At 64.9% G+C, this 12,997-nt stretch carries 16 protein-coding genes; 8 read left to right on the forward strand and 8 right to left on the reverse strand.

The window, feature by feature from the left end; translation table 11 throughout:
• The first annotated feature begins 64 nt into the window (after nucleotides 1-64).
• From yegQ to ACIP21_RS27805, 4 genes are all read left to right on the forward strand, one after another.
• Nucleotides 65-1,393, forward strand: coding sequence for a tRNA 5-hydroxyuridine modification protein YegQ (gene yegQ, locus ACIP21_RS27790; RefSeq protein ID WP_400694669.1), 1,329 nt, complete (start codon nucleotides 65-67; stop codon nucleotides 1,391-1,393).
• A gap of 106 nt (nucleotides 1,394-1,499) precedes the next feature.
• A complete protein-coding gene (locus ACIP21_RS27795; protein WP_400694672.1) occupies nucleotides 1,500-1,928 on the forward strand; it encodes a DUF411 domain-containing protein in 429 nt (142 codons plus the stop codon).
• Entirely contained in the window at nucleotides 1,928-2,365 is a 438-nt protein-coding gene (locus ACIP21_RS27800) for a YqaA family protein (RefSeq protein WP_400694674.1), read from the forward strand. Before ACIP21_RS27795 ends, ACIP21_RS27800 begins: the two co-directional genes overlap by 1 nt.
• A gap of 75 nt (nucleotides 2,366-2,440) precedes the next feature.
• Nucleotides 2,441-3,439 (forward strand): alpha/beta fold hydrolase, encoded by a 999-nt coding sequence (locus ACIP21_RS27805; RefSeq protein ID WP_400694676.1) that lies wholly within the window; start codon nucleotides 2,441-2,443, stop codon nucleotides 3,437-3,439.
• Between the two features lie 19 nt (nucleotides 3,440-3,458).
• On the opposite strand, the gene ACIP21_RS27810 is transcribed toward ACIP21_RS27805, so the two are convergent.
• From ACIP21_RS27810 to ACIP21_RS27835, 6 genes are all read right to left on the reverse strand, one after another.
• Nucleotides 3,459-4,040, reverse strand: coding sequence for a DinB family protein (locus ACIP21_RS27810; protein WP_400694677.1), 582 nt, complete (start codon nucleotides 4,038-4,040; stop codon nucleotides 3,459-3,461).
• Nucleotides 4,041-4,052: 12 nt separating this feature from the next.
• Entirely contained in the window at nucleotides 4,053-5,186 is a 1,134-nt protein-coding gene (gene zapE, locus ACIP21_RS27815) for a cell division protein ZapE (RefSeq protein ID WP_400694679.1), read from the reverse strand.
• Between the two features lie 123 nt (nucleotides 5,187-5,309).
• A complete protein-coding gene (locus tag ACIP21_RS27820) occupies nucleotides 5,310-6,458 on the reverse strand; it encodes a PQQ-dependent sugar dehydrogenase (protein ID WP_400694681.1) in 1,149 nt (382 codons plus the stop codon).
• Nucleotides 6,459-6,479: 21 nt separating this feature from the next.
• Nucleotides 6,480-6,797 carry a hypothetical protein gene (locus ACIP21_RS27825; RefSeq protein WP_400694683.1) on the reverse strand — a complete coding sequence of 106 codons (318 nt, stop codon included), beginning with the start codon at nucleotides 6,795-6,797 and terminating at the stop codon, nucleotides 6,480-6,482.
• Between the two features lie 107 nt (nucleotides 6,798-6,904).
• A complete protein-coding gene (speB, locus tag ACIP21_RS27830; RefSeq protein WP_400694685.1) occupies nucleotides 6,905-7,876 on the reverse strand; it encodes an agmatinase in 972 nt (323 codons plus the stop codon).
• 26 nt (nucleotides 7,877-7,902) lie between these two features.
• Nucleotides 7,903-8,982, reverse strand: coding sequence for a polyamine ABC transporter substrate-binding protein (locus ACIP21_RS27835; RefSeq protein ID WP_400694687.1), 1,080 nt, complete (start codon nucleotides 8,980-8,982; stop codon nucleotides 7,903-7,905).
• 102 nt (nucleotides 8,983-9,084) lie between these two features.
• Here ACIP21_RS27835 and ACIP21_RS27840 point away from each other — a divergent pair, with 102 nt between their 5' ends.
• A complete protein-coding gene (locus ACIP21_RS27840; protein ID WP_400694689.1) occupies nucleotides 9,085-9,975 on the forward strand; it encodes a LysR family transcriptional regulator in 891 nt (296 codons plus the stop codon).
• Between the two features lie 70 nt (nucleotides 9,976-10,045).
• Nucleotides 10,046-10,534: an LEA type 2 family protein gene (locus ACIP21_RS27845; RefSeq protein ID WP_400694692.1), complete on the forward strand. Its 489-nt coding sequence runs from the start codon at nucleotides 10,046-10,048 to the stop codon at nucleotides 10,532-10,534.
• Nucleotides 10,535-10,538: 4 nt separating this feature from the next.
• Here ACIP21_RS27845 and ACIP21_RS27850 read toward each other — a convergent pair whose 3' ends face one another.
• Entirely contained in the window at nucleotides 10,539-10,802 is a 264-nt protein-coding gene (locus ACIP21_RS27850) for a hypothetical protein (protein ID WP_400694695.1), read from the reverse strand.
• Between the two features lie 128 nt (nucleotides 10,803-10,930).
• Between ACIP21_RS27850 and ACIP21_RS27855 the strand changes: the two genes are divergently transcribed.
• Complete coding sequence (locus ACIP21_RS27855) at nucleotides 10,931-11,251, forward strand: YqjD family protein (protein ID WP_400694697.1); 321 nt, start codon at nucleotides 10,931-10,933, stop codon at nucleotides 11,249-11,251.
• A gap of 3 nt (nucleotides 11,252-11,254) precedes the next feature.
• Here ACIP21_RS27855 and ACIP21_RS27860 read toward each other — a convergent pair whose 3' ends face one another.
• A complete protein-coding gene (locus tag ACIP21_RS27860) occupies nucleotides 11,255-11,872 on the reverse strand; it encodes a tRNA-(ms[2]io[6]A)-hydroxylase (RefSeq protein WP_400694699.1) in 618 nt (205 codons plus the stop codon).
• A 153-nt stretch (nucleotides 11,873-12,025) separates the two neighbouring features.
• On the opposite strand from ACIP21_RS27860, the gene ACIP21_RS27865 reads away from it, so the two are divergent.
• On the forward strand, nucleotides 12,026-12,889 hold the full coding sequence (locus tag ACIP21_RS27865; RefSeq protein ID WP_400694701.1) for a universal stress protein: 864 nt from the start codon (nucleotides 12,026-12,028) through the stop codon (nucleotides 12,887-12,889).
• The last annotated feature ends 108 nt before the right edge of the window (nucleotides 12,890-12,997 follow it).

Raw genomic sequence — 12,997 nt, forward strand, 5'->3', positions numbered from 1 at the left:
GATTCAAATCAATACGGCATCGCCCACCAAGTCCTAGCATCCGCACCTTTGCCCTGGTGCGCCCATGCCCCCTCCCGCCAAGCCCGAACTGCTGGCCCCCGCCGGCACCCTCAAGACCCTGCGCTACGCCTTCGCCTACGGCGCCGACGCCGTCTATGCCGGCCAGCCACGCTACAGCCTGCGGGTGCGCAACAACGAATTCGACGCCACCACCCTGGCGTTGGGCATCGCAGAAGCACATGCCCTGGGCAAGCGCTTCTACGTGGTGGTCAACATCGCCCCGCACAATGCCAAGCTGAAGACCTTCCTCAAGGACCTGGCGCCGGTCGTCGCCATGGGCCCCGACGCGCTGATCATGTCCGACCCCGGCCTGATCATGCTGGTACGCGAGCATTTCCCGCAGATGCCAGTGCACCTGTCGGTGCAGGCCAACACGGTCAACTGGGCCAGCGTGCGCTTCTGGCAGCAACTGGGCCTGAGCCGGGTGATCCTGTCGCGCGAGCTGTCGCTGGAAGAGATCGACGAAATCCGCCAGCAGGTGCCGGACATGGAACTGGAGGTATTCGTCCACGGCGCCCTGTGCATGGCCTACTCCGGCCGCTGCCTGCTGTCGGGCTACCTGAACAGGCGGGATGCCAACCAGGGCACCTGCACCAACGCCTGCCGCTGGAAGTACCAGGCCACGCCCGCCACCGAGGACGTCAGCGGTGACATCGTGCGCGAAGTCGAGCCGACCCTGGGCCTGGGCGCGCCCACCGACCAGCTGTTCCTGCTGCACGAAGGCAACCGCCCGGGCACCGAACTGCCGGCCTTCGAAGACGAGCACGGCACCTACATCATGAACGCCAAGGACCTGCGCGCCATCCAGCATGTCGGGCGCCTGGCCGCCATGGGCGTGCACTCGCTGAAGATCGAAGGGCGTACCAAGTCGCACTTCTACTGCGCCCGTGCCGTGCAGTCGTACCGCAAGGCCATCGACGATGCCGCCGCCGGTCGACCGTTCGACATGGCCTTGATGGACAATCTCGAGTCGCTGGCGCAACGCGGCTATACCGAAGGCTTCCTGCGCCGCCACGTCCATGACGAATACCAGAACTACCTGCGCGGCAACTCGCTGTCCGAGCGCCAGCAGTTCGTCGGCGAGCTGACTGGCGTGCGCGTCGAGGGCCTGGCCGAGGTCAAGGTGAAGAACCGCTTCGCCGTTGGCGACCACCTGGAACTGATGACGCCGCGCGGCAACTACCACTTCGACCTGCACCGCCTGTGCGATCGCTGGCAGCAGGCCATCGACGTGGCGCCGGGAGACGGCCATGTGGTTTACCTGCCGATCCCTGAGCAAGTCGCCTTGGAATACGGGCTGCTGATACGCGATCTGGCTGAGCAGCAGGGCTGACAAGACGGTAATATTCACCTCAGCTGATTGACAGCTCAACCGGTCAGACTGGTGGCTTCCCCGCCACTGGCCATGTCATTGCGCCGGCGTTTCTCAAGGAGTGACCATGCTGCGTAAACACCTGCTGCCCCTCGGCCTGCTGGCCATCACCGGCCTGGCCCAGGCCGCCGAGACCATCGACGTCTACCGCGACCCCAACTGTGGTTGCTGCAAAGCCTGGATCAGCCACCTGCGCGACAATGGTTTTACCGTCAACGACCATGTCGAGCCGAACATGAGCGCGGTCAAGCAGCGCCTGGGCGTGGCACCCCGGCTGGCCTCATGCCACACCGCGGTGATCGGCGGCAAGTTCGTCGAAGGCCACGTACCGGCCGAGCAGGTACGCCTGCTGGCCAGGCGCGACGACCTCAAGGGCCTGGCCGTGCCGGGTATGCCCATGGGCTCGCCGGGCATGGAAATGGGTGACCACAAGGACGCCTATCAGGTCATTGGCGTGACCCGCGAGGGCCAGGACAGCGTGGTCGCCGAGTACTGATGCTCAGCCTCTGGGCGCTGTTCCTCAGCGCCCTCGGCGCCGCTACCCTGCTGCCGCTGCAATCGGAGGCGGTGCTGGTTGGCCTGCTGCTGCGCCAGCCCGACGCCTGGTCGACCCTGTTGCTGGTGGCGACCCTGGGCAATGTGCTCGGCTCGCTGGTCAACTGGCTGCTGGGCCGAGCCATCGAGCACCTGCGCGAGCGCCGCTGGTTCCCGTTCAGCGCCAGCCAGCTGGCGCGCGCGCAGCAGCGTTACCAGCGCTGGGGGTCGTGGTCGCTGCTGCTGAGCTGGATGCCGCTGATCGGTGACCCGCTGACGCTGATCGCCGGGATCATGCGCGAACCCTTGTGGCGCTTCCTGCTGCTGGTGACCCTGGCCAAGGCCGGGCGCTACCTGGTCGTGGCGATCATTACCCTGGGCTGGTTTCATGCCTGGTAACACCTTTAACGTTTAAGGTGCTCCTGCGACTGCTAAAGTCGCCAATTCCTACATGGCCCTACACGGAGTGCCCCCATGCTGCGCGCAACTGCCCTGGCCCTGGCCTGCCTCGTCGGCGCCCCAGCCATCGCTGCCGAATCGCCCACCTATGGCAAACAGCTCGAAGGCTTCGCCTACCCTCACCCGCTCAAGCATTTCGACTTCCTGTCACAGGGCCAGAACCTGCAGATGGGCTACATGGACGTGCCGGCCAAGGGCCAGGCCAACGGCCGCAGCGTCGTGCTGATGCACGGCAAGAACTTCTGCGCCGCCACCTGGGAAAGCACCGTCGACGCCCTGAGCGAAGCGGGCTACCGGGTGATCGCCCCGGACCAGGTCGGCTTCTGCACTTCGAGCAAGCCGGCCGCCTACCAGTACAGCTTCCAGCAACTGGCCAGCAACACCCACGCCCTGCTCGAGCAACTGGGGGTGAAGCAGGCGATCATCCTCGGCCATTCCACCGGTGGCATGCTCGCCACCCGCTATGCACTGATGTACCCGCAACAGGTCGAGCGCCTGGCGATGGTCAACCCCATCGGCCTGGAAGACTGGAAAGCCCTGGGCGTGCCCTACCGCAGCGTCGACCAGTGGTATGCCCGCGAGCTCAAGCTCGACGCTGAAGGCGTGCGCGAGTACGAGCGCAAAACCTACTACGCCGGGCGCTGGAAGCCCGAGTACGAGCGCTGGGTACAGATGCTGGTGGGGCTCAACCAGGGGCCTGGGCATGAGGCGGTGGCGTGGAACTCGGCGTTGATCTACGACATGATCTTCACCCAGCCGGTGGTCCACGAGTTCAAGGACCTGAAGATGCCGACCCTGTTGCTGATCGGCGACCAGGACACCACGGCGATCGGCAGCGACATCGCACCGCCAGAGGTGAAGGCGAAACTGGGCAAGTACAAGGAACTGGGGCCGCAGGTGGCCAAGCTGATTCCCCATGCCGAGCTGGTGACCTTCGAAGGCATGGGGCATGCGCCGCAGATCGAGGAGCCGCGGCGCTTCAACCGGACCCTGGTGGAATGGCTGGGACGCTGAAGACAACGGCTGGTCTGCTCTAGGGCTTCCACACCTGCGCCTCGGTCCAGCCGAGCTCGGCAAAGTCCAGGGCGCGCAGCTCGGCCTCCTCTTCGCAGAAGAACTCATCCAGCTGCGGCGGCCTGACCGCCGTGTCGCTGAGCATCGCATGCACCTGGCCGCGGTGATGGATCTGGTGCTCGAACACATGCGCCAACAGGCGCAGGCGCGGCTCACGCTGGACCCGCCGGGGCCGCACGATGCTGACACGACGTGCCAGTTGATCGTCCTGCAGCAGGGCACAATAGGCGATCAGCCGATGATCGGCCTGGACCTGTTCGGCATGCAGGTCGGTGCAGGTGGCGAACGGTTGCTCCGGGTCGAAGAAGCGCGCACCGTCCGGGTCCGGCGCTTCGCCGCGCTGTTCGCACTCGAGCATGTGCAAGTAGAACCAGTCCACTGTCAGCAGGTGGTTGAGCGTGGCCTTGATCGACGGAAAGAAGCTGCAGCGCGGAGCGACGAACTCGTCCTGGGTCAACTGCAGGCAGGCCTTGTACAAACGGTGATTGGCCCAGCCATTGTTGTAGGCCTGGGTCAGCAGATGATGCGACAGCGGCTCCATGGGTCGGCTCCTTCAAGCGAAGCGTTGCAGTTGCATCTCCCGTAGCCGACTGAGGGTCCGTTGGTACGGGAACGCCAGATACCCTTGAGTGTAGAGCGCATCGAGCGGGACCTGCGCCTCCAGGTACAGAGCCACCCGACGGTCGTAGCATTCGTCGACCAGGGCAATGAAACGCCGCACCGCGTCATCCTTGGGCGACAGCCTGGGCAGCTGGCGCTCGCCCGCCTCGACCCGCGCCGGTGCATCTTCGGTGCCCCGGGCTATGTGCCCGGCACGCTGCTCGCCGCCCAGGGCCGGAATGCCTTCCAGCAGGATCGCCGGGAACTGGTCACACAGGGCCATGAAGTCCATGGCTGCCAGGGGTTGCTCGCAGAGGTCGGCGAAGCGGCACCAGATCGCCTGGGTACTGCGCCGGATCACCTGAATCTGTCGGGAGCCGATCGACAGGGGCGCGCTGCAACCCGGGGCATCCGCGCTGAGCTGCTGGAACACTGCCTCCAGGGCACCGCGCGTGCCCGGCTCGGCCACCCAGTAGCGCTGGCATGCGCTGCCCGGATGCAGGCGATGGTCCTGCTGGCCTGCCACCGGGAGCACCTGCATGTGCTGCTCGATGGCAGCGATCGCCGGCAGAAAACGCTCGCGGTTGAAGCCATCGCTGTAAAGGTGCTGCGGCGGCTGGTTGGAGGTGGCGACGATCACCACGCCTTGGTCGAACAGCACCTGGAACAGGCGGCCGAGAATGATCGCATCGCCGATGTCGCTGACGAACAGCTCATCGAAACACAGCACGCGGATTTCCTTGGCCAGCTCGCGCGCCAAGGCCTGCAGTGGATCAGCGGTGCCGTTGAGCTGGAACAGGCGCCGGTGGACCCAGGCCATGAAGTGATGGAAATGCTGGCGCCGGGACGGGAGCGTCAGGCAGCGGTGGAACAGGTCCATGAGCCAGGTCTTGCCGCGCCCGACCGGGCCCCAGAGGTAGAGGCCCTGGGCGTGCTTGCCGTGTTCGAGGGACTGGAAGCAGGTTTGCAGGGCCGCGACGGCGACCGATTGGGCCGGGTCCTGGACGAAGCCTTGCCTGAGCGCGTCTTGGTAGAGCGATTGGGGGTCGCGGTGCATGGCAGCCAACTTGGCCTGTGGGATCTCCATTGTAGGGACTGGCCCTTTCGCGGGTAAACCCGCTCCCACAGGAACTCAAGTGCCCTCAAGGAAAGTACAGGACCTGTGGGAGCGGGTTTACCCGCGAAAGGGCCAGTGCAGGCAAGCGCTGTATCAGCCCTCGCCAAGCCCCACTTTCAACAATGCTCCGTCCTTGGCATCGGTCAGCACATACAGGTAACCGTCCGGCCCCACCCGCACGTCGCGGATACGCGCTTTCAAGTCGCCCAGCAAACGCTCCTCATGCACGATCTTGTCGCCATCGAGCTGCAAACGGATCAGTTCCTGGGTCGCCAGCGCCCCTATGAACAGGTTGTGGTCCCAGGCCTTGAACGTCGGCCTGTCGTAGAACGCCATGCCACTGATGCCCGGCGACTTCTCCCATACATGGTGTGGGTCGACCATGCCGTCGACATGCTTGCCCTTGGCCTCGGGGATCGGCAACAGCGAATAGTTGATACCGTGGGTCGCGATCGGCCAGCCGTAGTTCTTGCCCGGCTCGGGAATGTTGATCTCGTCGCCGCCACGTGGGCCGTGTTCGTGGGTCCAGAGCTTGCCGGTCCAGGGGTTCAGCGCCGCGCCCTGCTGGTTGCGGTGGCCGAATGACCAGATTTCCGGGCGCACGCCCTGCTTGCCGACAAAGGGGTTGTCCTTGGGTACTTCACCGTCGGGCAGGATACGCACGATCTTGCCCTGCAGCTTGTCCAGGTCCTGGGCCGTGGGGCGCTGGTTGTTCTCGCCCAGGGCAATGAACAGGAAGCCATCGCGGTCGAACACCAGGCGCGAGCCGAAGTGGTTGCCTTCCGAGAGTTTCGGCTGCTGGCGGAAGATCACCTTGAAGTTCTCCAACCGGGCGCGGTCTTCGGAGAGCTGCCCACGGCCGACCGCGGTACCGGCCTTGCCATCACTGCCGGCTTCGGCAAACGACAGGTAGACGGTGCGGTCCTTGGCGAACTCGGGCGACAGCACCACGTCGAGCAAGCCACCCTGCCCTTCGGCCCAGACCTTGGGCACGCCGCTGATGGGCGGGCCGACCTTGCCCTCGGCGTTGACCAGGCGCAGGTTGCCGGGGCGCTCGGTGACCAGCATGTCCTTGCCGCCCGGCAGGAAGGCCAGTGCCCAGGGGTTGCGCAGGCCATCGGCCAGGGTGCTGACGGTGAGCTGCCCCTCTTCACTGGGGAACTGCTGTTCAGGGGCCGCGTGCGCCAGGAGCGGCAGCAGTGCGGCGGCGGTGAGGGTCTTCAGCCAGGTCGCTCGGGTCATGCAGGATTCCTTTCGCGGGGGTCAGGGCGCGCGTTGGGTGTCGCGCGGTGGCCGGGTGGGTTCCAGGTTCGGGGTCTGCTGCTGGCGGCGCAGGTTGTCGCCGTTGCCGATGCCGCGGTTGTCGAGGGTCGGCGGGCGTGGGTTGGGCGCGGTGGACGGGCCCCGCACCGGGGGGGTGGCCAGCACGCTGCCTTGCCGGCTGTTGGGGTTGGCGCGCTGGATCGGACTGTTGTAGGGATTATTGTCGCTGGCGGCGAGCTGCACGGTCTGCACCGGGGCAGCCTGCGCGGGCAGGCACAGCACGAGGCCGACGATCAGGGTTGGCAATATGAGATTCATGCTTCACCTCCTGTACGAAAATGCGCGCCTTGTGCGATTGGATAGCCTAAGGCGCGAAGGGTTCGAGGCAAAAGTGTGAATGCGATTCGTGATGTTTCAGTATGGGCTCATCGGTCGACTTTTCTGTCGACTTTGTGACGTGCCGCATACAGGCAGAGCATTTCCATGGCCAGGGTCGCCCCGGCCAGGGCAGTGATGTCGGCATGGTCATAGGCCGGCGCCACTTCCACCAGGTCCATGCCGACCAGGTTGATGCCGCGCAGCCCGCCGAGGATCTCCAGTGCCTGCACCGTGGTCAGCCCACCGCACACCGGGGTGCCGGTGCCGGGTGCGTAGGCCGGGTCGAGGCAGTCGATATCGAAAGTCAGGTATACCGGTCGGTCACCGACCCGCTCACGGATCGCCGCGATGATCGCCTCGGTGCCTTGGCGGTGCACCTGCCGGGCATCGAGGATGGCAAAGCCCTGGGCGTCGTCGTTGGTGGTACGCAGGCCGATCTGCACCGAGCGCGACGGGTCGACCAGGCCTTCGCGCGCGGCGTGCCAGAACATGGTGCCGTGGTCGATGCGCTTGCCCTCCTCGTCCGGCCAGGTGTCGCTGTGCGCATCGAAGTGGATCAGCGCCAGCGGGCCATGGCGCCGGGCGTGGGCCTTGAGCAATGGGTAGGTGATGAAGTGGTCGCCTCCCAAAGTGAGCATCGCGCAACCGGCTTCGAGAATGCGCTCGGCATGGGCCTCGAGGCTGCCCGGTACCGACTGCGGCGTGCCGCTGTCGAACGCGCAATCGCCGTAATCGATGACCGCCAGGTGATCGAACGGGTCGAACGTCCACGGCCAGTGGCGCGCCCAGGCCTGCTGCACCGAGGCGGCACGGATCGCCCGCGGGCCGAAGCGTGCACCGGGGCGATTGCTGGTGGCGGTGTCGAACGGCACGCCGCTGACCACCACGTCGACGCCCCGTAGGTCGCGGCTGTAGCGACGGCGCGAGAAACTGGTGATGCCAGCGTAGGTACTTTCCGCAGCGGTGCCATACAGGCTGTCGCGGGTCATGGCCTGGTCGTTGTTGTGGGCTTGCTCCACGGTCGGGCTCCTCTTGTTGTCATGAATTACTGACGGCTGCGGAACGCCGTCCACAGCCGATTGCGCTGACGCAGGTCGGACAGCGCCATGCTGCGGTCGGCAAACAGCCGCTCACGCACCGCGGCGGGCGGGTAGATGTCCGGGTCGTCGCGCACCGCCTCGTCGACCAGCGGCGTGGCAGCCTGGTTGGCGTTGGCGAAAAACAGCGTGTTGGTCAGCGCAGCCACCGATTCGGGCTTGAGCATGAAGGCAATGAACGCCCGCGCCGCTTCCGGGTGCGGGGCATCCTTGGGGATGACCAGGTTGTCCTGCCACACCAGGGTGCCTTCGCGAGGGATGCGGTAGATCAGCTCGAACGGCTTGCCGGCGCGCCGGGCCTGGTCGGCGGCCATCGCCGCATCGCCGTTGTAGGTCAGCGCCAGGCACACGCTGCCGTTGGCCAGGTCGCTGATCTGCCGGCCGTTGGCGACGTAGCTGATCGAAGGCTGCAACTGGTTCAGCAGTTGCTGTGCGGCGGCGAGGTCGGCCTTGTCCTGGCTGTAGGGGTCCTTGCCCAGGTAGTTGAGCGCCACCCCGATCACCTCCTGTGGCGAGTCGGGCATGGCGATGCCGCAATCCTTCAGGCGTTTGGCGTACTCCGGCTTGAACAGCAGGTCGAGGCTGTCCAGCGGCACGTCACCCAGGCGCTGGCGCACCGCCTCGACATTCACCCCCAGGCCCAAGGTGCCCCAGGTGTAGGGCACTGCGTAGCGGTTGCCGGGATCGGCCTCGGCCAGCTTGGCCAGCAGGTCCTTGTCGAGGTTGGCGTAGCCGGGCAGGCCTTGGGCATCCAGCGGCTGCAGGGCATTGGCCTTGAGTGCGCGTGCCAGCACGGTGGTCGACGGCACTACCACGTCGTAGCCACTGCCACCGGTGAGCAGCTTGGTTTCCAGCACTTCGGTGGTGTCGAAGGTGTCGTAGCGCACCTTGTAGCCGGTTTCCCGTTCGAAACGCTGAAGGGTCTCTGGGGCGACGTAGTCGGCCCAACTGTAGAGATTGACGACCTTTTCCGCGGCCTGCAGCGGCAAGGCCAGCACAAGAGACAACAAGCACAGCGATCGACGCATGACGGGCACCTCGGCAAATGGGTGGATGCCGCCAGCATGCCAACCGGGTTACATTGCATGAATGGCAAGTTTGCAAAGCTGGCATTCATCAGGAGCAATGTGATGCTCGGACAACTGCACGACCCCGATCTGCACCTGCTGCGGCTGTTCGTCACTGTAGTCGAGGCCGGTGGCTTCAGTGCCGCCCGGGGGGTGCTCGGGCTGAGCCAGCCCACCATCAGCCAGCGCATGGCGCAGTTGGAAACGCGCCTGGGCTACCGCCTGTGCAGCCGCGGAAAAAGCGGTTTCCGCCTGACGGACAAGGGTGAATTGCTGCTGGAGGCGGCGCGCGCGCTGCTGCTGAACATCGAGCAGTTCCGCCAGCAGGCCAACGGCGTGGCCGGGCGTTTGCTGGGCACGGTGCGGGTGGGCATGGCGGAGAACCAGGACCCGGCGGTGAGCCTGCGCCTGGCCTCGGCCATTTCACGCTTTCGCGCACGGGACGAGTCGGTGCAGCTGGAATTGATCAGCGCACCACCGGCCCTGCTGGAGCGACTATTGCTGGAGCAGCGGCTGGATTACGCGATCAGCTACTTCTCTGGAAACCAGGCGGCGTTCGACTACCAGCCGTTGTTCGAGGAGCGCCAGCGGTTGTACTGCGCGCAGGGCCATGGGCTGTTCGACGTGGCCGAGGTGACGCCGGAACAGTTGCTGGAGGCCGACCAGGTGCGTCACCCCTATCGCTTTCTCAAAGGTGGCGAACCATTCCAGAGCCGGCGCAGCATGGCGCAGGCGGAGCAGATCGAGAGCGTACTGACGTTCATCCTTTCGGGCCGGCATATCGGCTACCTGCCGTGCCATTGTGCGGCGGGGTGGGAGGCCCAGGGCCTGTTGCGGGCGCTGGATCCAGGGCTGGATTTCGTCGTGCCATTCACCTTGGCCCGGCATCGGGCGCAGGTGCCTGGGGAGGCGCAGTTGGCGTTCGTGGAGGATTTGCTGACGGTATTCTCCTGAGCCGGCCCTTTCACCGCTGCCGCGCATTTGCCACACTGCAGGCACTACTTGGCTACCAGGGCGGGTTCACATGACTGGCCGATTTTACCGCTGCACCCGCTTGCTCCTGGCCTTGCTGCTGGTGGCCGGGCTCAACGCCTGCGCGCTGTTCCAGCCGCGCGATCCGCTGTCGATCAGCGTCATCGGCATCGACCCACTGCCGGGGCAGGACCTTGAAATGCGCATGGCGGTAAAAATGCGTGTGCAAAACCCCAACGAAACGCCGGTCGACTTCAACGGCATCGCGCTGAACCTGGAGGTGAACGGCCAGCCGCTGGCCGCTGGCGTGAGCGACCAGCAGGGGCATATCGGCCGCTATGACGAGGCGGTGATTACCGTGCCGGTGAGCATCACGGCTTTCGCCTTCCTGCGCCAGGCCTATGGCCTGAGCACCCTGAATTCGTTGCAGGGCCTGCCCTACAAGCTGCGCGGCAAGATGGCCGGCGGGCCGCTGGGCACCGTGCGCTTCAGCGACGAGGGCAAGCTCGACCTGCCCAAGGGCGGCAACCTGAACTGGTGAGGGATCAGCGACTGGCGCTGGCGGCGGCCATCATCTTGTTGACTTCGCTGCGCACCATGCTGGCGAAATCCGGCGGGGTCATGGCCTCCAGTTCGGCCCTCACCCACTCGGCCCACTTGCCTTTGCGTCGTGGCTTTTCCGAGATCAGCCGGGCGGCTTCGCCCTTGGCCTTGCCCAGGTTGTTCTTCCACATCTCGAACAGCCGGGCCTTTTCCGCCTCGATCTGCGCCCGTTCCTCGAAGCTCATGTTGGCCAGATTGAAACTCATGACGGTACCTGCCTGTTGAAAATGGCCGCTATCTTACACCCTGGCAGCGCCACATCGGAAAACCGAAGCAACTTTCCCGGCGCGGCGGCATCCATTGTTCAAACCACCCCATCGACGAGGACGAGTTCATGGCCCGAAAAACCGCCGTACAGGCCGACAACGATCAGATCAAGGACCAGGTGTTCAGTGAGCTGCAGTCACTGATCGAGGAATCGGAGAAGCTGCTCAACGACAGCGCATCACTGGTTGGCGAGGAAGCCGAGACCCTTCGCGCGCAGGTCAGCCTGAAACTGCGCCAGGCGCGGGATGCCGCCGGCCAGGTGCGCGCCAAGGCGCAACCGGTGGTCGATGCCACCCAGGACTATATCGGTGGGCACCCTTGGCAGACGGTGGCCGTGTCCGCAGGCTTCGGCCTGGTGATCGGTCTGCTGCTGGGGCGCCGTAACTGATCGTCAGGCGGCTTGCGCCATCGGGATACCGCTGTGAAAGCGCAGTTCCTGGTCCGGTGACTGGATCAGCTCGGCTTCCGCTTCGCGCACCAGTTCGACGCGGCGGGCGATGTCCGCCGCCTCGCCATACTGATGGGCCAGCTTCAGGTAGCCCTGGTAATGGCGCGCCTCGCTTTTCAACAGGCCGTGGTAGAAGCTGCCGAGTTCTTCATCCAGGTGCGGCACCAGGGCGGCGAAGCGCTCGCAGCTACGGGCCTCGATGAATGCCCCGACCACCAGGGTATCCACCAGCTTGACCGGCTCATGGGCGCGCACCAGGCGGCGCAGGCCGGACGCATAACGCCCCGCCGACACCGGCCGCAGGGGCACGCCTCGGCGCTTCATCAGGCGCAGCACCTGCTCGTGGTGCACCAGTTCTTCTCGGGCCAGGCGCGACATCATGTTGATCAGGTCCAAGTGGGTGTTGTACTTGGCGATCAGGCTCAATGCCGTGCTGGCGGCCTTGAATTCGCAGTTCTTGTGGTCGATCAGCAGGGTTTCCTGGTCGGCAAGTGCGGCCTCGATCCAGGCATCTGGCGTCGGGCAGCCGAGGAAGGCATCGATTTCGGGGATCAAGGACATAGAGGTGCAACCACACAGTGCGAACAGGACCGGCGATTATACCGACGGCGACGGGCAGTACCAGTGGCTATGCTTGATGCATGTCAAGCGGCGACGCCGGGGGCACCGACTATAGTCAGGCATCGCTCGCCATCTTTAAGGGAGTTCACGCCCATGCAAGCTGTCCGTAGCATCCTTGTCGTCCTCGACCCCGAACATGCCCATAGCCGCGCACTGACCCGCGCCAAGCTGATTGCCGGCGTGACCGGCGCGCGCCTGCACCTGCTGATGTGCGACAAGAAGCATGACCACAGCGCGCTGCTCAGCCTGCTTGGCAGCCAGCTGCATGATGATGGCCATGACAATGTCACCCATGAGCAGAAATGGAAGGATAGCCTGCATGAGTCGATCATCGACGTGCAGCAGGCCGAGGGTTGTGAACTGGTGATCAAGGAGCATCGGCCAGATAACCCGTTGAAAAAAGCATTGCTCACGCCCACCGATTGGAAGCTGTTGCGTCAATGTCCGTGTGCCGTGCTGATGGTCAAGAGCGAACGGCCATGGACCGGCGGGGCAATCCTGGCGGCGGTCGATGTGGGCAACCAGGACGAGGACCATCGCCGACTGCACGCGAGCATCATCGACCATGGCTACGCCATTGCCGGGTTGGCCAAGGGCAATCTGCACGTGATCAGCGCCCACCCCTCCCCCATGCTGTCGGCGTCTGACCCGGTGTACCAGCTGAGCGAGACCATCGAAAAGCGCTACAGGGAAGCCTGTAGTGCGTTCCAGGCGGAATTCGATATCAGCGAGGATCGCCTGCATGTCGCCGAAGGGCCGGCGGATGTGCTGATTCCCCATTTCGAGAAGCAACTCGATGCTGTGGTGACAGTCATCGGTACGGTGGCCCGTACCGGGATTTCCGGGGCATTGATCGGTAATACGTCGGAGGTGGTGCTCGATGCACTGGAAGGGGATGTGCTGGTACTCAAGAGCGAAGAGCTGACGGCGCACCTGGTGGAACTGGCGCGCGGCTGAAGCTTTCCTGCCTGAAAAGACAAAACCCCTACCTGCATGCGCAGATAGGGGTTTTGCGAAATGAATCTTGACGATGACCTACTCTCACATGGGGAAACCCCACACTAC

The organism is Pseudomonas sp. NPDC089401 (genome assembly GCF_044749485.1).
GTDB lineage: Bacteria > Pseudomonadota > Gammaproteobacteria > Pseudomonadales > Pseudomonadaceae > Aquipseudomonas.